Origin of the sequence: Parasedimentitalea huanghaiensis (genome assembly GCF_009753675.1) — a bacterium.
In the GTDB taxonomy this organism is placed as follows: domain Bacteria; phylum Pseudomonadota; class Alphaproteobacteria; order Rhodobacterales; family Rhodobacteraceae; genus Parasedimentitalea; species Parasedimentitalea huanghaiensis.
Genome location: NZ_WQLV01000021.1, coordinates 1 through 23292 on the forward strand (window position 1 = coordinate 1; position 23292 = coordinate 23292).

Annotated in this window: 14 protein-coding genes; 7 read left to right on the top strand and 7 right to left on the bottom strand. The window is 52.8% G+C overall.

The genetic code is table 11. The features are described from left to right. Window positions 1–240 precede the first annotated feature (240 nt). From GO984_RS21650 to GO984_RS21685, 7 genes are all read right to left on the bottom strand, one after another. Complete coding sequence (locus tag GO984_RS21650) at window positions 241–4137, bottom strand: autotransporter outer membrane beta-barrel domain-containing protein (protein ID WP_157024639.1); 3897 nt, start codon at window positions 4135–4137, stop codon at window positions 241–243. Further along, window positions 4122–4778 (bottom strand): hypothetical protein, encoded by a 657-nt coding sequence (locus GO984_RS21655; protein WP_157024640.1) that lies wholly within the window; start codon window positions 4776–4778, stop codon window positions 4122–4124. The genes GO984_RS21650 and GO984_RS21655 overlap by 16 nt, the downstream gene beginning before the upstream one ends. 611 nt (window positions 4779–5389) lie before the next feature. Beyond that, window positions 5390–6868 carry an aldehyde dehydrogenase gene (locus tag GO984_RS21665; RefSeq protein WP_157024641.1) on the bottom strand — a complete coding sequence of 493 codons (1479 nt, stop codon included), beginning with the start codon at window positions 6866–6868 and terminating at the stop codon, window positions 5390–5392. A gap of 8 nt (window positions 6869–6876) precedes the next feature. After that, window positions 6877–7911: an LLM class flavin-dependent oxidoreductase gene (locus tag GO984_RS21670; protein ID WP_157024642.1), complete on the bottom strand. Its 1035-nt coding sequence runs from the start codon at window positions 7909–7911 to the stop codon at window positions 6877–6879. Window positions 7912–7914: 3 nt separating this feature from the next. After that, window positions 7915–8838: a flavin reductase family protein gene (locus GO984_RS21675; RefSeq protein ID WP_157024643.1), complete on the bottom strand. Its 924-nt coding sequence runs from the start codon at window positions 8836–8838 to the stop codon at window positions 7915–7917. Next, complete coding sequence (locus GO984_RS21680; protein ID WP_157024644.1) at window positions 8835–9614, bottom strand: alpha/beta fold hydrolase; 780 nt, start codon at window positions 9612–9614, stop codon at window positions 8835–8837. Before GO984_RS21680 ends, GO984_RS21675 begins: the two co-directional genes overlap by 4 nt. After that, a complete protein-coding gene (locus tag GO984_RS21685) occupies window positions 9586–10185 on the bottom strand; it encodes an amino acid synthesis family protein (protein ID WP_157024645.1) in 600 nt (199 codons plus the stop codon). The genes GO984_RS21680 and GO984_RS21685 overlap by 29 nt, the downstream gene beginning before the upstream one ends. Before the next feature lie 108 nt (window positions 10186–10293). Here GO984_RS21685 and GO984_RS21690 point away from each other — a divergent pair, with 108 nt between their 5' ends. The 7 genes from GO984_RS21690 (at window position 10294) to GO984_RS21720 (ending at window position 23252) form a co-directional block, all read left to right on the top strand. Beyond that, window positions 10294–11136 carry a LysR family transcriptional regulator gene (locus GO984_RS21690; RefSeq protein ID WP_157024646.1) on the top strand — a complete coding sequence of 281 codons (843 nt, stop codon included), beginning with the start codon at window positions 10294–10296 and terminating at the stop codon, window positions 11134–11136. Window positions 11137–11437: 301 nt separating this feature from the next. After that, complete coding sequence (locus GO984_RS21695) at window positions 11438–12883, top strand: COG3904 family protein (protein ID WP_157024647.1); 1446 nt, start codon at window positions 11438–11440, stop codon at window positions 12881–12883. A 469-nt stretch (window positions 12884–13352) separates the two neighbouring features. Next, window positions 13353–14498, top strand: a complete 1146-nt coding sequence (locus GO984_RS21700) for a ferredoxin reductase family protein (RefSeq protein WP_342448123.1) — start codon at window positions 13353–13355, stop codon at window positions 14496–14498. Continuing rightward, window positions 14495–17938, top strand: a complete 3444-nt coding sequence (locus tag GO984_RS21705; protein WP_157024649.1) for a c-type cytochrome — start codon at window positions 14495–14497, stop codon at window positions 17936–17938. Before GO984_RS21700 ends, GO984_RS21705 begins: the two co-directional genes overlap by 4 nt. A 74-nt stretch (window positions 17939–18012) precedes the next feature. Then, window positions 18013–19527 (top strand): caspase family protein, encoded by a 1515-nt coding sequence (locus GO984_RS21710; protein WP_157024650.1) that lies wholly within the window; start codon window positions 18013–18015, stop codon window positions 19525–19527. A 212-nt stretch (window positions 19528–19739) separates the two neighbouring features. Then, on the top strand, window positions 19740–21320 hold the full coding sequence (locus GO984_RS21715; RefSeq protein ID WP_157024651.1) for a hypothetical protein: 1581 nt from the start codon (window positions 19740–19742) through the stop codon (window positions 21318–21320). Window positions 21321–21602: 282 nt separating this feature from the next. Then, a complete protein-coding gene (locus GO984_RS21720) occupies window positions 21603–23252 on the top strand; it encodes a PAN domain-containing protein (RefSeq protein ID WP_245231209.1) in 1650 nt (549 codons plus the stop codon). Window positions 23253–23292: the final 40 nt, after the last annotated feature.

Here is a 23292-nt window from a genome sequence, read left to right on the forward strand (position 1 = left end):
CTTCAGTCCCATAGTCAGTCTCCTTTGTTGCAGTAAATGCTATCAAAGGAGCGGCATCAAACCGCGACAGGTCCAAATAGAGAGACAAGCGATTGTTGGACCGCCTTCTTTCGGCGCCCTCACCAAAGTTCGAACGGCGCCCAACAAGATGGGCGCCGGAATCTAGCGTACTGAGCTATCCGAATTTTGAACACGGGTTAGACACGTTCTGTTGCCCAGAACAAAACTGGGGGGGGCCGCTTACATTCTAAATTCGATTCCGGCAGTAATACCGAAGTTGGACCCACTCTCGCCGCTCAGTGAATGGCGAGACGAAATTTCAGTGAAGAATTTTTTGTTTGGGCTCCAGTATTTTGATACACCGATACCAAATTCCGCCCATGTTCCCAATTCACCAACTTTTAGAGAAACACCGTTGATCACAACAGACTTATTACTTGAAAAATCACGAAGAATACTTCCCACGGCATAAAGTTTGGTGTTTTTGGACGGATCAAAATATTCGTAAGCTAACCCCAACCGGCCTCTCTTTGAACGGATGTTCTCCATTGAAACTGAATTGCCTCTAGTGTCGGTAAAAGTGCCTCCATCGAGGTGCGTCCAGCTGATCTGAGCATGAGGAACAATAGCACTGGATGACGACAGAGAAATTCTTTTCCCAACTTCGGCGCTGAGTCCAACCCCATATCCTTTTTCGTTTTGCGCCAGTTCAGTGCCCTGAGCCGAGAAATTGCTCTCTAGGAAGCTGAATTGCAATTGCCCGTCGGCGTACCACCCGTCATTCCCAAACCAAGTCGCAGTCGCACCCAGTGCCAGGCTCTTTGCATCTCTGCTGGAATTGGAAGTCGTGCTACCAACCGTTCCGGCTTGCCCTGTGAGGCCTAATATCCAAGTTCCATTTTGACCGCTGGGCACGACGTGATCATAGCCTGCTTGGAAACCACCGATGTTTGCCGCGACCGCAGTCCCACTGGTGCTTGTTCCCAGGTCTGCTTCAAATTTGTTGGCAAACACGCGTCCCCATGAACCACCAACTAGACTTTTTCCTGCAGCTGACGCTGCCAGGTTTCTTGCTTGGCCACGCCGTTGTTCAAATGTGGGCAGGTATAAGAGCTCTCCGACTGCAATAGGCGCAGTCTCATACGCCTCACCCATAGAGTTGAGCTGACCGCTTAGCGCCCATGCGCCACTCGAATAAGCCAAGTCATATGAATAGATCCCAGACACCAGAGGGCCACCCGCCAGAACAAAATTATCGGCTGTCCCAGAGCCGGTGACAGTTACGAGCGTAAGCTCACTGCCAACGGCGGGGTTGTCTGTGGTCAGACTATTCAAAGATACAGTTGTCGTCCCTGAGGTGGAACCATTTACCAGCAGGGTATCACCGGTATTCGTCGCATAATTGACATCTAAATCTAGCTGCCCTCCCCCAGACATATTTCCATTGACCGTAATGGTATCTCCGGTTGCACCATTTAGCATCGAGGTGGTTCCCGAGTTGGAAAATGCGCCATTCACCACCGTCGACCCGGATGCGTTAAACGTGGAGGTGTTTGTAAATCCACCGAAAATTGCGCTGGTCGAAGTAACCGTCCCGTTGTTGGTAACACTGCCTGAAATCGTGCCATTGTTGGTCAAAAATGCCCCGGCATCTACGACGGCGCCACCAGTCAGCGACTGATCAATTTGCAAATGGCCAGAAGAAACTGTTGTCGTGCCGGTGTAAATATTCACACCGGACAAAACCAAGTTACCTGCTCCTTGCTTGGTTAACCCGCCACTGCCAGAAATAATTCCCGAGATTGCGTCATCTCCGGCGTCACCGGTGGTCAACATTGCGTTCAGCGTCACCGCACCAGCACCATTCAGAGCCCCGATGGTTTCCGCTGTGGACACCAGCAATGTACCTGCGTTGGCGATCTCACCCGTATCTGCAAACGCAGCGCCACCGGAAAGTTCCAGTATACCCGCACTGACGGTTGTTGTGCCGGTGTAATCATTTGTCCCCGACAGTGTGAGTGTCCCAGCTCCCGTCTTAGTTAGACCTCCAGCACCGGTGATGTTTCCAGAGACAGTGTCGCCTCCGGCGTCTCCGGTGGTCAGCGTTGCGTTCAACGTCACAGCACCTGCACCGTTCAGTGCCCCGATAGTTTCCGCTGTGGACACCAGCAATGTACCTGCATTGGCAATCTCACCGGTGTCTGCAATCGCAAATCCGCCGGACAGCTCCAGCGTCCCGCTTGTGATTGTTGTAGTCCCGGTATAGGAGTTTGTGCCCGACAGAACTTGGGTATCCTCACCAACATTTAATGTCAGGCCGCCAGCACCGGATATCGCCCCGCTATAGGTTGCCGTCTCACCTGTTGCATCTGCATCGCCCGCAAGTGTCAGTAGCGATCCTCCGTTGCCAATATCTCCGGCTCCTCTCAGGGCTCCTGCTGATAGGCCAGAGGTCAGCGAGAAGATTCCGCTGTTCTGAGTGACCGTTCCAGATATCACGCCTCCAGCATTTACGGTGCCAAGAGTGTTAGTCACATCTCCGGTGATGGTACCGGTAGTGGTCAGTGTGCTGGTTGCTGTTGTGTTGGATACATTTGCGGTGACAGTTCCTGCATTTAACAATGTGGCGCCAGTACCATTTGTGATGCTGGCAGCCGTTAATTGCACCCCCGCGCCTACATTGACACCGGTTGCTGCAGTGCTGTTGTTTGCAATGGCTTCCCCAGAGGCATCCAGATGAGACCCAGCGTTGGAGACATTAATGATGCCGGTACCCTGGGTAACAATGGAGCCTGCGCCCCCAACTGTCGCAGTGACAGTTCCCCCTCCAGTCACGTTCAGTGTACCATCAATGGTAATTCCTTCGGCGCCAGCCCCGTCAGTATTGGCAGATAGCGTTCCTGCACCAGCAAAGGTTGCGCTTCCCGCGGCCAAAATGTTGATATCATTAGCGTCAGTCAACGTAGCACCAGCCCCGACAGCCGTGGCGACAGCGATGTTCATCGTATTGCCAGTCCCCTGCAGAGTTGCGCCATCTCCAATGGTGGCTGTGCCAGAATTCAGGTTGATGGTGGCAGCCGATACAGTTTGATTGTTTGCCACAGTGAAGGTGCCGGAACTGCCATGGGTCAGCGTGCCAGTCGTGGTCAACCCTGACGTTGCGGTGAAATTTGCGGCCCCTCCGGTGGCTACATTGTAATCAACACTGCCATTGAAGTTTTGGTTTCCAGTACGCTCTTCTGTCAGTGAACCGCCCGTCGCCACATTGATGTCAACGGTGCCCGCTTCAGAATGGCCGTCCTGATAGGTGACATTTGTAGCATTGATCGTCAGGCCTGTGGCGCCTGTAACAGTTCCAGCGCTGGTGAATGTTGTTACCCCACCAACGACAATTGCGCCGCCTGATGTATTGGCTAGGGTGGCACCGCTGTTGTTGGTGACCGTTCCCCCCAGGGTCATACTGCCGGTCAGATTGGTTGATGCACTGTTACTGATCGACCCCGACCAGTCAGCAAGGTTCACGGTGCCAGCAGTGTTTGTCAGTGTCCCGGTTGCCGTGTTGGCCGTATTGCTGAGCGTTAGAGTGCCGCCATTGTTGGTTAGGTTTGCAGATCCTGCAACTACGCCCGCAACGGTTCCGCCACCGGTGATTGTCAGCGTTCCACTGTTGAGTCTGGTTGTCGAACCAGCATCATCATTCAGTGTTGCTATGGTATTGCTGCCTTCATTGCGGAATTCACCTCCGACCCCGCCACTCGAGTCGATGGTCATGTTCGTACCAGATGCAAGCGTACTTGCCGCTGCAATCAGGGTTGGAGTGGAGTTTGATGTTCCAGACCCAATGTTCACAGTTGTCGATGTGATCGAAGACCCAGCCAGTAAAGACAGGGTATTCTTCTCGACCGTTGTATTACCGGAATAGGTATTGGTCCCGGACAGATACCCCGTTCCCGATCCCGTTTTAAGCAGGTTGCCTGTACCCGTAATGTTTGCACTGATTGTACCTACACCAATCTGACCAGTACCGGACAAGGATACAGTCCCATTGCTGAGTTCTGTGCTACCGACACCATTTACAATGAAATTGGTTGTAGTGACTGCGTTGCCACCCAGATCAAGGGTTACCTGGGAACCCATAGAGGGTCCAACATTGTCCTGAACATCCAGATTTGCCAGCCCCCCCCCAAGGCACCTGCACCTAAAATCACGCCGCCTTCGGCAACCATAAACGTACCGGTGAGGTTACTTGTCCCGGAAATGGTCAGATTGCCGGTGCCAACCTTGGTCACAGTAGCGCCGGTCAGCGTTGACGAAATCGTTGTTGTTCCAGCCCCACCGTCAATAGTTGAGCCTCCAACCGCCAATGTGCCGCCGGTAACTGTATAGCCACCTGTGTCAAACGTCATTCCAGTCACAGTCTGGGTGCCGGATACAGTTACGGTTCCTGCTGCGCCGCCAAAAACGGCGCCTCCACTTGCCCAAGCCTGATTGGTTGTCCCAGATGAATCATTCGTCCAATTAGTTGAACCTGCATCCCAAGTTGCGGTCCCGCCTGAGGGAGCTCCATTTCCCGACGTTGTATCAGCGCCATCCCAATACTGCTGGGCTTGAGCACCAGAGCCCCCAATAGCCATCACCGCCAAAAGTGCCGTTGTACTAAGTAGCGATCTAAGACAGTGCCGACTTTGGTCTACCTCCAGAGGGCTTGAAACTGAAAAAACCGCTGCCTCAACACTGGACAGATTGAAATGCTGCCGAAATGCTGGTTTTTCAGTCATGCTCTTCATTTGTTGCCTTAAAAAATCAGATTTTGAAATATTAACATTTTGTTAACTATTCAAACTATCCCAAGAAGGCGAACATTTTTTACGATGACGTTATGAGACTTGATGGACGCGCGGTTTTCTCACGTATATTTATGGGTCAAACAACGCCTGCACGGCGTTTTGAAATGCGGGTTGGCCAGCATAGCTGGGACCGCAGTGCCTCAGCGCTCAACATCCTGGGACAAAAAGCTTCAATAATCCAGCTGGCTCACTCCATCTAGAGTGTTGGATCGTCAAATGTCAGAGCAAAGTAGTTGCAAACGATCAACTGCCCACTCAGCGTTGCAAGATGATCCAGGAACAATTTCAAAGCGGAAGTGGGCAACGTGTCCTGGCAGTTTCAGTTCAATCGAACAAGACCATCGCTACGATTACTTTACTCACACCTCTTGGCCTGAAATTGGTGGCAGGAATTGAGAACTGCAGCTTGCGCCCTACCCGGACGTCTCGAGATCCTAACTTTGCAAGATGTGGTCACTGGTTCCTTCACATGCAATTAAATGTCGACGGCGGCCCCAAGCGCTCCCTCAAGGATTGTGGATCAACAAACTCTATCTTTCATGTCAGCGCATCACAAACGGGTTGGCCATCGGCTCGTCGGACGTGCTGATCCAGATTGTTTTGGTCCTAGTGTAGTCTTGGACCGCCTCAATCCCAGCTTCGCGCCCATATCCCGATTGGTTGACGCCGCCAAACGGGGCGATCGGAGAGACCGCCCGATACGTGTTAATCCAACAAATACCAGCTTTGATGCGCGACGACACGCGGTGGGCGCGGGCAAGGTTCTGGGTGAACACACCCGATCCGAGACCAAAGGGCGTGCCATTTGCAATTGCGATAGCCTCTTCTTCGGTATCAAAGGGGATCAGTGACATCACTGGGCCAAACATCTCAACCTTGAGCGTTTCGGTCTCAAGATCGCTACATTCCACAAGGGTCGGGGCCATATAGTTTCCTGGTTGGTCAAGCGGGGCACCGCCAAACCGAATACGTGCGCCCTGAGCAACTGCGGTTGCCAAAGTTTCTTCAATCCGGGTGATCTGTGCGGTGGTGCATAACGGCCCGACATGGGTGTCTGCGACCAACGGGTCACCGACCCTGATCTGGGCTGCTTTGTCAGCGATCTTTTGAACCAGTTCTTCAAAAACTGGGCGGTGGATCAAGCCGCGTGATCCGGCCACGCAGCTTTGACCCGAGGCACCAAAATTTCCGGCAATCAAGCCATTTGCGGCGCCATCCAAATCGGCATCCTCAAACACCAGGATTGGCGATTTTCCACCCAATTCCAGTGTTGTGACAGCAAAGTTTTCTGCCGAATTGCGGACCACGTGGCGCGCAGTGTCCGGCCCGCCGGTAAAGGCAATTCGGTCAACATCCGGGTGACGAGTTAGCGGGATCGCACAGTTTTCGGCATCTCCGGTGATGACCGATACAACGCCGGGTGGAAATCCGGCCCTTTCACAAAGGCAGGCAAACTCAAACATCGGTGCAGGTGCGATTTCTGATGCTTTTAGAACCACCGAACAGCCAGCCGCAAGTGCCGGTCCCAACTTGGTTGCCGTCAGGAACATCTGAGCGTTCCACGGAACGATCGCAACGACGACGCCGATGGGTTCGCGTTTGGTGAAAACATGCATGTCCGGCTTGTCGATGGGCAGAACGGCACCTTCAACCTTATCCGCAAGCCCAGCGTAATAGCGATAGTAGTCCGCGACATAGCGTGTTTGTCCAACAGTTTCAGCCAGCAGCTTGCCACTGTCGGTGGTTTCCACCCGTCCTATATGGTCGGCATTCTCTTCGATGAGGTCCGCCAATCGATACAACAGTTTACCGCGTTGTGTTTGGGTCATATCCCGCCATTTGGGTTCATCCAGAACCCGCCGAGCCGCAGAAATCGCACGTTCGACATCCGCAGGTGCGGCGCAGGCGAAAGTTGCCCATTCGTCCCCGGTTGCCGGGTTATCGGTGGTCATGACCTGGCCGGTGCTGCCCTCGGACCGCGCGCCGTCGATGAAAAGTTGGTAATGCGGATTTTGTCCCATTTTGTCCCTCACTTAAACGCAGGCATGACATCATTGATGAAGCGCGCCAGCGAATCCCGTTTGCGCTCAAAGCTCATGCCGCTGTCTATCCAGAACGAAAACTCATCATAGCCAAGGTCTTCATACCGCTTGAGCCGATCTATAACTTCACCTGAGGTACCCATGTTCAGATCACGGCGCATATTTTCCGGTGCCATCATGGTGTTGGCAGCGACTTCGTCGTCCGACAGAGGTTCGATCAATCCCTGCTGCACAGGACGCTTATTCTGGAACCAGGCCCCAAAATACGAATAGAAGCGCGAAAATTCCTGGGCAGCCTTTGCCACATCCGCGTCGTCTGCGCCGACAAAGGTGTGTTGCAGCAACATGATTTTCGGGCGCTTGCCATTGTGCGTCTCGCAGGCCGCGTTGAACCGCTGCATCAGAGTTTCAACCTCGGCCATGCCTTGCCACATCGGCGTAACCTGGATGTTAAATCCGTTTTGCACACCAAATTCGTGGCTGTTGGGGTCTCGTGCGGCAAGCCAAATGGGCGGCCCGTTTTCTTGCAGCGGTTTGGGGGCCGAGGTGGTTGAGGGAAAACTGTAGAACTCTCCGTCGTGGGCGCAGTCACCGGCCCACAGCTGTTGTAGTAAAGGCGTGGATTCACGCATGCGCTGCCCTGCTTCCCAGGCATCCATGCCTGGCATCATGCGTTCGTATTCATAGGAATATGCACCGCGTGCGATCCCCAGTTCGATCCGCCCACCTGTCATTACATCTGCGGCAGCCGTTTCGCCGGCCAGCTTGATCGGATGCCAGAACGGCGCAATTACCGTTCCCGTACCAAGCCGTATGTTTTTGGTGTGATGCGCCAAATCAACGAGCGTCAACAATGGGTTTGGGGCTATGGTAAATTCCATTCCGTGGTGTTCACCGGTCCAAACCGCCCGCATCCCACCGTCGTCGGCCATTTTGCACAGGCTGATGAATTCATTGTGCAGCACATCATGGGGCTGATCCGGGGTGAGACGTTCCATATGGGCAAAGAGTGAAAACTCCATTGGTCAGATCCTTTTTGATGAGGGATGAACATCGCCTCGCTGGGCGTCACCGAGATACAGAGCGAAGCCTCCGGTGCGCGCTTCCAAGGCGAAGCGTGCCATCATCTGCGCTATGGCGGGTGAGCTGTAGGACAGCCCAGCCAAGTCCTGAATGGGTACTGCCTTTAGTGTATCGCCCGACGGGACAGAGGTACTGGTTGCAAGGAAATAGGCAAAATGTGTTCCCGATTTGCGGTCGTCAAACACTGAATAGGCCTGTTCCAGCCGGAGATTTACGCCGCGCGCTTCGAGGTTTTCGCATAGATGTCGACGCATCTGGCCGCGATCCGTGCTGGTAATTTGCGGAGGGCGGAACCCATGCGATGTTTGTTCCAGCAACACGTGGCCAGCGTCTTTGATTATCGCGCCACAGACTGCTGTTTCCAGCGTGTCGTCCAGCGCCGCGCGTTCCACCCCAAGGCTGAAATATTGCCCCCCCACGTAGCCGAGCCCGGGCGCGCCCATGTGGGTATAGTCCTGAACCTGTCCAATCAGAATGCAGTGATCCCCAGCGGGCAGGCTTTGGTAGGTGGTGCAGGAAAATTGCGCAATCGCACCATCAATCAGCGGGACGCCATTTGGATCAAAATGGTGTGCAACCTGCGCAAAACGGTCCCCCTTGAAGCTGGAAAACGTGTTCGAGACCTCTTCTTGTCCTTCTGCCAGAACGTTCACTGCAAAATGAGTGCAATTGGCAAAGCTGTCATAGCTCGACAGAAACTTGCCCGGGCAGACCAGCAGCAACGGTGGGTCCAGTGAGACTGAGGCAAAAGAATTGGCGGCAAACCCAACGGGTGCTCCGTCTGCGCTGCGCGCGGTCACAACTGTGACCCCGGTCATGAAGCTGCCAAAGGCGGCACGCAGGGCGCGTGTATCTATTGTACTCATTGTAAAACCTCCCGTGCAAACTCCTGAAGGGCTGTGTTCACCTGTCTTGCGTGGGTCATCGGCATCATGTGGGCCGCGCCGTCGACCACGATAGCTCGACCCTGCGGGGCAAGTTCCGCCATACTGCGCGACATATTCGGGGTTGAGTTTGGTTCTTCACTGCCAGTGACAAAAAGAGCCGGGCAAGGCAGAGACCTGAGTTGCTGGTCGCTTGGGCCGTCCTCTCTTGCGAACACCCGATAGGCCATTGCGTACCCAGCAGGGTCGACATCTTGCAGCCAGCTACCGCAGGCTTCCCGTTCTGGTGTCAGCGCAGCCCCAAACCAGCGTTCAAGAGTTACGTTGGGATCGACCATTGCACGTCCATCAAGGCTTGCCGCCCGTTCCATTACCGCATCCCGCGCAGCAGTTGAGCGCTTGTAAATCGCATTCAACGCCGCGACACCACGTACCCGATCCGGAAAACGGATAGCCATATCAAGCGCGATCATGGCCCCCATCGAATGGCCAACAACCAATGCCGGTTCAGGCAGGGTTGAGGTGATGGCATTGCTATAGTCGGCCAATGTCATGTCGGCAACGGGCGCCGCGCTGGCGCCATGCCCGGGCATATCGGTGGCCATCACTGTGAATTCGGTTGAGAGGGTATCTATCTGTCCACGCCAGGCATCGGCCCGTAAGCCGACCCCATGGATGAGCACAACCAGTGGGCCGTTACCCGAGGTGACATAGGACAGATCACCCAGATCAAACCGATGCTGGGTTGTCGATGTCATGTCCCAAATCCTTCAGATCTTGATACCGGTCACCAATACGGTGATGCGGGCGGCCTCCTGTCGCGGCGCCAAGTACAACGATGATTTCGTCGTCGCGTGGAGCATCCGGGATCGAAAACTGGATCGTCAGGTAATGCGAGCGTCGACCCGCATCGTTTTTGTCCATCAAGGGTACCATGATCGGTGCATTTGCTGGGCCACGGGTATTTGTAAAAGCCAGATAGGATTTCGCCCCCACCGCCTCGCGATAGTGATTTCCGAACCGCAGTGTGTGGATGAGCCCCGAGGCATGCTCAACCTCGCCATTCAACCCAACAACCGCTGCTTTTCCATAGGCCTCGATAGCATCGCCACTCCCTGCCAAGCGGATCATCCGGTCGGTCATCATCTCGCCCAGAACCGGTCCATAGGCCTGAATTTCAGGCTTCAGATCTTCAACATATCGCCCCGCCCAAGGGTTTCGAACCACAGCTGCAACCGCAAACATGCGCCACGGTGTGTCGGCTTTACGAAAACCTTCAACCAAAACCTCTTCGTCATAGGTCACGATTTTTCGGATGTCGGGATGCATGATCATTCTCCTGTTCGCTGCAACGCGACTATCGGATCAGCTTGTTTTTGAGACAAACGAATGATTTATGTGCAAAGGCATTAGCAATACTAATGGGCAGCTTGACCAATGGCAAAATCTCTTCCACCGCTCACGTGGTTTCGTGCCTTTGAAGCCGCAGCGCGCAACTTGAGCTTTACAGCAGCCGCTGAAGAGATTGGGTTGACGCAATCGGCCGTTAGCCAACAGGTGAAATCACTAGAAGTCCGTCTTCGCGTTGCATTGTTTATCCGCCAGGCGCGGGGATTGTCGCTGACAGATGATGGGCGCAGGTTGTTGCCGCAAGTCGCGGCCGCGTTGGACGCTCTTGCCGCCGCAACTGACCCATTTGATGTAGGCACACCAGAAAACTTCCTGACCGTTGCAACATCGGTCAGCGTAGCCCAATGGGTCATTGCGCCATACCTACCGCATTTCACCAAGCGTCACCCGGACATTCATCTGCGGATTCTCAGCGCCACCTGGCCGGACGATTTTCATTCGGCGCAGGCAGATGTAGAAATTCGCTTCGGATCGCAGAAACATGTCGGCAAGAACGCCGAACTCCTGACGCCAAGCAGATTGATCGCTTTAAAATCACCTACGCTACATGGAAACATTGAAAACCTTCCGTTGATCGAAGCTGTCGGTACGTCCAGTGGATGGAAGGCTTGGGCCGAAACACATGGCGGTGGGGTTCATCCAGAGTTTTTTGTAGATTCATATGGCATGGCACTGAACCTAGCTGTGCAAGGCAATGGCGTTGCCCTAGTCAGTGAACTTTTGGCAGATCATGCACTTCAAAAGAACCAACTTATCCGCGCGCATTCAGCCTCAATCCCGGGCAACGAAGGTTATTATCTGTCGGCTGACGAAAGCTCGCGGCCTGCGGTGCTGTTTCGTGATTGGTTGTTGGAACGGCTTTCGATTTGAAGTCAACGTCTGACTAGTGACCGCTACACCTAACGATCGCAAAGCCACCTTTTTGGCTCGCTCAATAGCCAAGCGCCGACGCACTCTTTTGAAAATTTCAACTCCACCTCAATCACACCAGCCCTTGGGTTTCCCCTGCGGAACCGGCCGCAACCTATGCTTCCGCAATCGATATGACGGGCCAAAAGCAAGACCCAGCCAGCTCACTCACACCTAGATTGACAAACCATGCAATTATCTGAAGAGCTGTTAGGCTAAAAGGCCTTTGAGGCGGTTGGCACTGAATGTGAGAGTTAGATTTATGGCACGGATATCTTCACTTTCTTCTCTTGGCGCCTTTATTGCGCCCTTGGCATTTTGTGGGTTGTTCACGCCCGGACTGGCGAACTCTGCTGAGATCGAACTGGCAGAGGTGCCCGAAATGCACTGCTTTGGCACGCTTCGTGGAACTCTTGAAAATGGTGATGCAGACAAAGTCCGAACCATTCTAGAAACTCAGAGTACCATTTATGGTAAGCGGCTTTGCTTGGACAGCCCCGGAGGGTCATTGCTCGAAGGCGTAAACCTGGCCCGGCTACTGATTGAAAAAACCACCGGGACGGCTATTGCGAAAAGGGCACGGTGTGAGTCCGCTTGCGCACTGGCCTTTATGGGCGGGCGCCGGAATGATGAAGATGACCGTGGTGACCATTCCGACCGTAAACTGCATCCGCTTGGACAGCTTGGGTTTCATACCACAGCTTTGACCGTGCCTCAGGGGCAGTACGATGGAAACACTGTCACCAAGGCTTACAATCTTGCAACCAAAGGTCATTCCGAAATCCTACAACTCATGCCTGCGCAAGAGTTTCCCCGCTCCCTTTTAATCGAGATGCTCGCGACGCCTTCTCATCAAATGCTCTATGTGGATACGGTGGGCAAAGCCGCCCGTTGGAATATTGATGTCTACCCGACGATTTCACATGAAGAACTGTCCAAGCTGTCGATGTTACAAGCTTGCTTGAACGGTCATCTGCGTTTCTTTGACGAACTGATCAATCCACAAGCGACATTTTCGTTCGTTAAGTTTGAGATCCAGGAGAGCTTGGAGTCGGACGGCGAAGTGTTTGAGTACACCGGCCAGATGGACTCGGGGTTTCGGGAAGTAAACGCCACCGGGTGTGAGGTGTTTTTCCGTAGGCACATGCCTGACTGGGAGGATCCGTTACTACGCCAGGCTGTTGGGGTCTCAATGGGTGACGCTTATGAAGACTTCCCACCATTTGTTTTTCACCACGCAGAAACCCCCATTCGGTCCTTGGCGCGCACAAATGACATGGATGTAGAGTTCAGACCGAACCGGGTTGAGCAAGTCAGTCTTACATTTGATGGCCGGTGTTTTGTCATAAAGCTAAGCGACGGTCGGGGCGCGCTTGCAGATGATGAGGACTGCAAGATGGAGCGCAAACTGTCTGTCGATATGGATCTTGAGCCAACGCGACTAGAGGTCTTTGCATGGCCTTCTGGCGCTAAAACCGTGATCAAGAACAATCGCGAGATCAATGGGCATCAAATTGTTCGTTACGATGCTCAGGCTGTACAAGATTGGATTGCCCAGAAATTCTTCCCGGGTAAGCAAGATATGACCAGTTACATAGACTGCTGGAGAAACTCTAAGTCTGGCAACCTGTTCTGCTTTTCTAATGATCCGTCAATACTGGTAGACACAAGCCTAAGAGACGAATGGTACAAAACTCAGCTATATTGAAATGGGTCGAGCGAGTTTATACCTCGGGCCCACTCTACAAATTCGTCAATGCCGCTAGTTTCTAGCTGCTTGCCAATGGTTTGCAGGTTCCCTCCAAACAAGGGCACAAGCTCTCAAGAACATCCGGTTGACTACTTTAATGAACTAGCTAGCCCCCAAAAGATGCAACAAATCATCATATTATTTGAAAACGAAATGGTCTTGATGTACCGATAATAGAAGTTCGCTTGGCTTCGTCTGTTCGCCATCGGTATTGTTTGTCTCCGGGCGACCTGAAACGAAAGACGACGGTGGTATTCACGCAGGGAGAAAAGGCGTATTTCTCTTCGTTGGGGCCTGCAAAATTCTAGCTGGGGTTCATGTGATACTAACCTTAATAATCTCAATTTTTCTGTTGGCTCCGATCGTTTTATTGTTTGATGCGGCTGGCCACCTGAGCGGATCAAATTTTTTGGCGTTGTCCGCCGGAGTGTGCGCCTACAGTCTCATGAGCCTAAACTTGATACTTGCAGCACGGCCTGCAGTGTTTGAACGCCATCTAGGCGGCCTAGATAAGCTTTACTGGCTGCATAAATGGACTGGGGTTCTGGCATTGGTCTTTGTGTTTATTCACGAAGCCATCGGAATCGAAGTGAAAGGGCGCGGTGCCACCAGTGGGCTGTCGAAATTGGCGGCTGAGGCTGGGGAATTGGTCTATCCACTGCTGCTGGCATTGGGATTGATCAGCGTGGTAAAGCGGATTCCCTATGTCAAATTTGAGCTGCCCTATTCCCTATGGCGGTGGAGCCACCGTTTGATGGGCGGGATTTTTGCAGTCGCTGTGTTTCACCAGTTTTTTGTTAGACTGCCATTTAACAACTCCGCCCTTATCTCAACTTACCTAACCTGGATGGGGCTGATAGCGCTGGTTTGTTTCCTCTTCAGTCAGGCTGCACCTTTACTGAAACGACGGCGTTACCGGGTGACCACCGTCACGAGCGCACCTTCTGCCACTATTGTCCGGCTGACCCCCGAGGGACGGTCGTTGCGCCACAAACCTGGGCAATTTGCCTTACTATCCTTTGGCCGCAAAGGCCTGCGAGAGCCACATCCTTTCACCATTTCTTCGGATGCCGAGGACAATGACATCGAATTCTCGATCAAGCCATCGGGAGATTTCACTCAGCGCCTGCGTGAAACGCTGCAGCCCGGTGACCGAGCCTGGCTGCTGGGTGGCTACGGCCGTTTTACTGGAGCCAGAAAACCCGGCCACAATCAGATCTGGCTGGCGGGCGGTATTGGCATCACCCCGTTCCTGGCGCTGGCTGATGCACTGACAGAAGATGATGGGGACGAGATCGACCTTTTTTACTGCGTGCGCACCCGTGACGAAGCCGTAGGGTTTGACAGATTGCAGGCCGTCTCCCAAAGGGTGCCACGGTTCCGCGTGCATCTACACATTTCAACGGAACATGGGCGGTTGAATGCTGAAACCCTTGCCGCCACCGCTGACCCCAAAGGCGCGAGCTTTTGGTTCTGCGGGCCTGCATCGCTGCGCCGGGCACTGCTAAAGGGGCTCGCCACGCTTGGCAAAGCGCCGAAATCCATTCACTTTGAAAGGTTCGAATTCCGATGAAGACATTTGCCATCGGCCTTACCGCCACACTGGCCGTCCTGCTGCCACAGACATTAAGTGCCCAAACTCTGAACGCTGCCAGCGATAGCTTTGCTAACGGTGACTTCGCCAGCTATGAACCTAACCTTGAAAATGGTGAAGCCGTCTTTCTGGCCGCCAATTGCGCCAGTTGCCATGGTGTCGATGGCGACCCGTCGATTCTGGCCGGTGGTCAGAAAATCGAAACCAAATTCGGCACGCTTTACAGCCCTAACATTACCACTGACACAGACCATGGCATCGGAAACTGGAGCAACGACCAGTTCCTGAACGCCGTCATGTTAGGTCAAAAGCCTGATGGTGGTATGTATTATGGAGCGGTTTTCCCCTTTGCCTCCTACGCCTACATGCGCCCCGAAGATGCGCTGGATATGCGCGGCTATATGGCAAGCCTGAGTACGTCAGACGCAGCCTCAAAACCACATGAAGTTAATTTTGCCAACGCCTGGGTGCTGGATGGATGGACCACAACCCCGGTTCCGCTCGACATGCAAAACGACCCGCAACTGGCGCGCGGCCAATATCTGGTTGAAGCCTTGGGGTATTGCGCTGAATGCCACACCCCTCGGCTGAATGGCATTGGTTTTAAAAACGACCGAGATCAGGACCACGCCTTTGAAGGCGAAAGCGGTTTACTGGGGGGCTATGCACCGAATATCACAGGCAGACGACTGAGTACTTACCCCCCCGAGGCCTTTGTCACCGGCGCCCTAAGACAGGGCCTAAAACTCAACGGCGACCCAATGACCGACCCCCGAATGCGTCGCATTTCGGCCCAGATGAGTGGGCTACCGATCAAAGATCGCGCTGCTATCTATGCTTATTTGACCGGCGCACCACTGGATATTTCGACCCTACCGCCCGAGCCTAACGACACCAGTGTAGAGGAAGCCATCGAACCAGTACAAGTCGAGGATATGACCGGTGCCGACGCCCTGATGGGCCGGGTCAATGCTTATTGTGAAGCCAAAGATGAAATTTCTTCAGACCTAGCCAACGCACCGGTTCCCGCTTCAAACGCAGGTGTGAGCCCGGCGTTGCAGGCAGAGGTAGACGGTCTGGTCGAGACTCACTGCCGCAACTGCCATGGCCCGGGACAAACGTTTCAAAGCGCCTTTTTCACCGGCGACCTTCGCGATATTGCGCGAGATCCTGCCGTGGTTCTCCCCGGCAATCCTAAGGCATCGCCGCTTTATGAATCGGTTGCGTCAAACCGAATGCCGATCCGCTCAAAACTGACCCCGTCCGAACTGCAAAAAGTGGCGGATTGGATCGAAGCTTTGGCCAATGTTCCCACTCCCGCTCTGCCCACGACGGTTCAGACGGCCGAGACAGAAACGCCAATCCTGCCACGGTTTGCAGGCGGCACGTTAGAAGAGCAGGTTTTTGCTGCTTCACAGGATCTTCTGGGTATCAACGAGCTAGATCGGCCCTTTATCCGCTACATGAGCTTTGCCAACATCCCGCTGCCAGAAGTGGATTGCAATCTGGAAGGCGCACTGCGCAATCCGATGACCTATTTACACGCGGGGCTCAACAAGTTCATTAACTCGGTCTCACGCGAAAACAGCTTGATGCAGATACAGCCGGTAAATGACACCGACGGCGCGCTTGTGCGGGTCGACATACGTGACTATGGCTGGACAACCAAAGACTGGCAGGCATTAACCACCGCTGCCTACACCACAGGATCGGCTGAAGCTGGTTTCACCCCCGAAGCTTGGGCCGATCTGGCCGAAGCCTATCCTTTTGCAGTGGCTCCCAACAGCCAAGCAATCCTGAATACAGTCTCTGGGATGACTGGGTCTACGGTGCCCATTTTGCGGGCGGAATGGTTTGTACGCCACGCATCCCAATCACCCTATTACGACCTGTTACTGCGGCTTCCCGGAGACATTCGGGATCTCGAGACTCGCATGGGAGTGAATGTAGACGGCGCTATTCAGCGCGGGAGCGTCTTGCGTACCGGCTTTGTTAGCGGCGCCTCTGGGGTATCTGATTTCAACCGAATGCTCGAACGGCACAGTCTCGCGCGTGACGGCTACTACTGGAAGTCTTATGACTTTGGTGGAGACGCTGGCAGGCACTCTTTGATCCAGCACCCAGACGGTCCGGCACTGGTGCCAGGGTTGTCTTCGGGAACTCAGGGGTTTGAGCATGACGGTGGCGAAATGATTTTCTCGCTCGCCAATGGCATGCAGGGATATTATCTCTCCACTCACGAAGGACGCCGATTAACCGTTGGACCGACCTCAATTGTCTCGTTCCGCACCAAGCCAATCGGCAAAGGTGTTGAAATCGTCAATGCCCGATCTTGTTTTGATTGTCATAGCAACGGCATCATCGCCAAGCGTGACCAATTGCGCCAGTTCATCGAGACCAATAGCTCTTTCAGTTTGCAGCAGCGTGACGCCCTTCTGAACATGTATCGCCCCCAAGAAGAAGTTGATGCTGCCTTTAGCACCGATGCGGGTCGTTTTATTGCGTCCTTGCATGAGCTAGGCGCAACAGAACCTAGCCCCGACGGTCGCCCCGTATCGCTACGCGCACCTGTCTCAGCAGGCGGAGGGGAAATTGTCACTTACTTGGCTGATCTCTACTTTGAAAACTTGGGAGAAGAACAGGTCGCGCGCGAGTTTTTCATGGATCCCGAAACTTTTTCCAAGCGCATTAAGGGCATCGCCGATCCCGAGCTCCGTCAAGTAGCCGATACTTGGAAGCAACGGTTGGATGCTGGACTCTTTGTAACCCGTGCTGAAATAGCAGAGCATTGGGCCAACATGCTGCCTCGAGTAACCCGTATGTCTGCGCTGGATAGCCAGGAAGCACCTATTTCGGCAAACTATAGTGGCAGCGCCGAAACCTTAGTCAGTGCGTTGTCCCAAGCCACATACTCCGACCAACAGGCATTTGTTCCCGCAGACAACTCATTCCGCCCGCTTACCGTACCAGAACCAACAGCGGGACAAGCTTTGACGTTGTCGCTATCGGTACCCAAGGTAAATACGCAAGTTGGCGACCTGCTGGTCTTTGATGTTTCTTCTAACCGCCGGTGCGAACTACAAATCCTTTATGTGGAAGAAGGTAACACTGTCGAAGATTTGCCGCAGGAGATCCTTGGAGCACGTTTTCTAGAAGCGGGCGAAGTACGGCGCATTCCTGACCCAACTTCGGGACTGGTGCTGCGTTTTACTTCACCTGGTAAAGGCGAAACTATGCTGGCTTTCTGTCGTGAAGATGGGCTTGGGGAGCAGCGTATCAATGCAGCCGACGCAATACGCAGAGCGCAGGATCGTTATCAACCACTGACTAAAGGGCTTTCGATAGAAGTTGTCAGCCAAGTTGAAAAAAGTGCAGGCACCAGCGCGCTCAATGCTGTGACTTTCAATGTCACCCCATGATCACACTAGCGTAGACGGGACCTCGTAAAGGAGACGGAAGAACAGTGTCGAAACGCGATTTTGCAACCGCTTGCTTGAGAACCACGCAGTGGGCAGCCCTCTTTGTAATGTTGCTGTCCGCTCCGGTGCTGGCCGGGAACCGATACGCCTTGATTGTCGGCAACGCTGCTTACAGCACATTAGCGCCGCTACAAAACACGATTGCGGACGCCGAAGCTTATGCCCGTGTATTTGCCGAACTCGGCTTTGATGTGACGTCTTTGAAAGACCTGAACCGTAGCGACATGGAATTTGCTTTGGTCGATTTTCTCGACCAGATCAGACCAGGGGACACCGCTGTATTCGTCTATTCTGGTCATGGATGGTCGGACGGAAAGACGAATTTCCTGTTGCCAACCGATGTTACAATGCAGGGATCAGAACGACGTATGCGGTTGATGTCGATCCCCCTGCAAAATGGGCTGGATGGCATCGTTGATCAAATCCGGCAGGCAGGCGCTTCGGTACAAGTTGCGATCATTGATGCTTGCCGCAACAACATCTTCGGCAGCGATGGCACCAAAAGCATAGGTATGACCCGCGGATTGTCGGTCGAGCGGGCACCGCAGGGCGCGTTTCTAATATTCTCTGCCGGTTCTGGCGAGGAATCTCTTGATCGACTGAGTACGGATGATGCCAGCCAGACACTTTCTGTCTTTACACGACATTTCCTGCCCCGCCTGAGGGCAGGCATGTACCTGGAAGATGCCATCAACGCGGCGCAACTGGAAACTGCGCAGGCGGCGCTCAGCTACAATAGCCACCAACAGAATCCTGCCTACTACGATCAAATAAACGGTAAGCTTTGCCTGTCCCAATCCTGCGAAAGCGATGCGCCCGCGGTAGCCATCACCCAACCCATAGCACGTCCAATTGTCACGGCTGACTGCAGCGAGGCACAAGCCGTCTGGGCCGATGTTAAAGCTGTCAATGATGTCGATGTCTTAAATCATTTCGCCGAAGTCTATGCGGAGTGCAAAGTATATGCCGGGCTGGCTAAGGCAAAAGCCGCAACACTGACAAGTTCCTCAGCAACTGTTGTTGTAGAAAGCGATGCACCCAGTCGGCCCACACATCTGCCACAGCCAAATGTCAACTGGGCGCAATGCGTATCTGGTGGCAGTACGGTCAAATATGCACGGATATGTGTTGAATCAGTTTTACCGTCTCAATCAGGGAACAGCTACTGGCCACACAACATGACCGACCGTTCGGATCGGACTGCCTGGGTCGAAGGCGTAAAAGGACACGGAACTGGCCTTCGTCTGCTTCTGGAATTTGAAAAACCAACCCAAGTTTCCAGTATTGAGTTCATCAACGGATATGCGAAGTCTCACAGCACCTTCAAGAATAACGGCCGTGTAGAATCCATGCAGCTAAGTGACAGCAGTCAAGGATGGCAAAGGGTTTTCCTCCAAGATACGAGCGAATGGCAAAGTGTTCCGCTCGATGGACGCGATCCGGTCAATTGGATCATGCTCGAAATACAGTCTGTATACCCCGGCGCAAAATGGGCTGACACAGCGATTTCAGAAATACGGTTGAGGTGAGTTCCAAACGCTCTTTCCCGCACAAACCTGACAAATAGGCACTAAAATATGATCGAAAAAGTAAGCTGGATGGGTGAAGGATTGACAGAACAAGTTTGCCAGCCTCATTTTAGTTTTTAGAGCCAACAGGCTTAATCATAGATCAACACAGTGATTTTTTGATACATCTCTGGATTAAAGGACCACAAAAATTGAAAAAATTTCCCGTCCTCATGTGTTTCAAACGGATCCTTTATGCGGCAGCACTGTCCTTAGGTTGGAGTTTAGGTGCAGTTGCCGCAGACATAGAGCTGTTGGCCGTTAATCCTGTCTTCGGTCCAGACTACACGCTGTTGGACCTTGGCGACAACAACGCCGTAAATCCCGCTTGGGCAGGGAGTTACGAGTTCAAATTCGCTAGGCAAACCCCGGCAATAGAATCTGCTTACCAACGCCCATCCGGCGAAGGCTGGAACGAAGAAGACGGGATGTACCTTGGCGAAGGGGGCGGGTCTTATGAGATGATGCACCTTCAAATGGCCTGGCCAACTCTTCAAAGTTCTAGGGTGATCAAAATTTCTGGATCGATCAATCCCGGAGACACCGAACGGTTAAAAGCGCTTGTACAGGCCACAGGGTTTTCTGTTTGCTCTCGTGAAAACCAATGTCCGTCAAACAACACCATTTCACTGAACAGCCCAGGTGGTCACCTGGCCGAAGCAATCAAAATGGGCGTCTACATTTCGGAACAGAATTTTTCGACGTTGATAGAAAAAGATGCGATTTGTGAGTCGGCCTGTTCGCTCACGTTTTTGGGAGGGTTCACTAATTACGAGGGCTTCTTCTTTCCGCGCCGATATGTTCATGAGACAGCCAAATTTGGCGTTCATCGCCCCTACTTTGAACTTCAAGACGGCAGCTATTCCGACGACGTGGTCAAACAAATTGTAGGCGTTGTAAATGAAACCGTAACTGCAGCAACAACCTTCCTTTTGAAGGTCGGGGTTGGCGCAAACTTCCTGCAACGCATGTACAATACCCCCCCAGAACAGATGTATAGGCTGTCACCTTTAGAGCTTTCAACTCAGCGCATTTTTGTGTTGGGACGCGATCAGGGCATCTCAAATCTAACCCGTCGTCAGATCTTCGCGCATTGCGCTACAATCTACCTGAGCGAATATTCAAAGATGAACCCGATTTTGCTGGCCAACCTCCAAACCGATGGCAGTTCCTTTATTACGTTTATTCCCGGCAATAACTTCATCTGCGCAGGGGCAAAAAGTGTCGCCAACAATACCTGGTATTCACATATCTGCGTTGAAGGCGACTGCGGAATATCATCCGGCCTCGCGCAGTTTGGGCAAGTGGAAATGTCATATACCGACATCCCTGATAACAGTCCGGTTTGGGACGTTGCCGTCGCAGTTGACGTGCTTGGACCTGGGGCTGGGTTTCGCGAATTCAGGCATCGCAGCGTGTTGCTAAAATACGTGCGTGCTTATGCAGATTCAAACAACTTTCGAACCCTACGTGAAATGCCCGCAGCGGCTTTGCAAACAACAATGCCACAGGCCTATTGCGGGGAAATCGATGGGTTTGACCCGGGGTTGGTTTTAAATGTTCAGGATCTATTGAACCAAAACGGTTTGAACGTGGGACGCCCAGATGGCGCGGCCGGGCCAAACACACGTCGCGGTATTCGTGCCTTCAACAAGACGGCTTTGGGGGAAGACAGTGAAAAGGTAGATGTCGAATTCCTCGCAGCACTTGGTGCCTCTGCAGAAAGCTTTGCGAGATTTCAACTGTGTCCCTGAACGATTTCACCCACCCAAGCGGAATTGTCTCTGCAATGAGATGTGTCAAAACTGCTGATCAGAGATGCCCCAGTTTGAAACTGGCGGTACAATGGTATGACTGTGACCGAACTGCATTTTGAACCACTCAGTCTTTAGGTGTGGAGCTAACCAGATTTAGTTGCATAAACCACCGGCTTCAGTGCGGAACAAATGAACTTGTTGGATCAAAGTGAAAATCGACTAGTGTTGTGATTGATGCATTTTTGAAAGGCCTGATGTTTGAAACAGTTACTTTTGGCAATGAGCCTTTGTATTGGGCTGTCCCCAAGTGCGCAGGCCGCTGACATTACAACAACCGTATCTGAACTTTGCGATTTAACTCTGACCGGTAAAATCAAGGCAGGCGATGCGAAAGAACTCCGGCATCGCCGAGATACCGAACAGGTTTATGTCGATGGGAGTATCAAGCTTTGCCTCGATAGCCCCGGCGGAAGCCTGAGTGAGGGGCTCAGGCTGTTTGAAGAGATCTGGGGCATGAATATTAAAACGCACGTCTTGCCTGGCGCCCAGTGCGAATCCGCTTGTGCTTTGGCGTTTTTGGGCGGCTCCTACTTGATGGGCACAGGATTGACCCGAGAAATGCGACGCGAAATTTGGCCTGACGGGCGTCTTGGCTTTCATGGACCCCGGATAATTTTCCCGCCGAAAATCAAGTTTCCCGGCGACCAAGTGAGCAAGGCATTTGATGGCGCTTTGAAGATTGCAGCTCAGGTATATGAACTAAACCGCCTCCAAGATCGCGAGAATGGTGCTCTTACTGACCATTTGGTGCACCGGTTTTTGAGCACCAGCCCAGATGACATGTATTTTGTTGATACCGTTGGAGATGTCATCTTGTCAGAAATCGGCTTGAACGGGGTAGATTACAGAAATGCTATAACCAATAATGCCGTCCGGAACATTTGCAACAACAGGTACCTCAAAGGTGGATTTCCACTGGTGAGAGGAAAAACCGAAACCATCCACAAAGACTTCACTTCAACCGCCGCCCTAAACACGGCCCTTCTGGACTACGAGGCAAGTGAGTTCACTGTCGAAACACGCCGAGAAAATGGATATATCTATGGCTTCGCAGGGCCGTATCCAATTAGTCATCGAAGCGAACGCATTGGTTGTTTTGTCAACTTCCCAGAAAGCATCAGAAATTTTAACGAAGAGGACTATGACCCGGATTATGGGGAAATAACGGTTTCAATCTCGCAGTATTACGCCCTTAGAGACAACGATACGTTTTCCTACGAAGGCTGGCTTGCTGAAGGTGAAACTGTCGAAGTCAACCACGTAGCTCCTTGGTATCTGTTTGATTTTGGAACCCCGCTGAGCGATCTCCCAAAATCGGCTGCATACCACTCCGCCCGCCGTCAATATGTCCAACACTCAGGCAAAGAACCTTTGATTACCGCCCCAAAGGCCGACGACTTTGTCGTCTTTCCCGGGTTTGACCTACCAGGTGGAGACATCGGCTTGGTCCGAAACGCCAATTTGGAAACTTGCAAAAAATCCTGCGACACAGCTGAAGCATGTACCGCTTACACGTACGACAGATGGAACAATCTTTGTTTTCTTAAGTCCGCAGCGGCTACTTCCAGCCAAATCTACATCCAACCAAAAGCCGACAGCTATGTGACCCCATCACTTGCAGCGCGCATCCGCTCTGCGAGAACCAATGTCACAATGAAGAAACGCACTAACAAGGGCTTTCCTGGCAGTCCTTATAGAGACTTTGGATCCAGCTCATATAGCCAGTGTGCGTCGTTCTGTCAGGACGATGAAAAATGCATGGGAGTGAACTTTGCTGACAACCTCTGCGAAATGTTTGATCACCCAGAGGTCTACAATGATCGGACAGGCACAGAAATTGGGCTTAAACATCAACAACTAGCAGAGTAACATCATTCTGTTTCAAGACATACCTGCAACCATGTTTGTA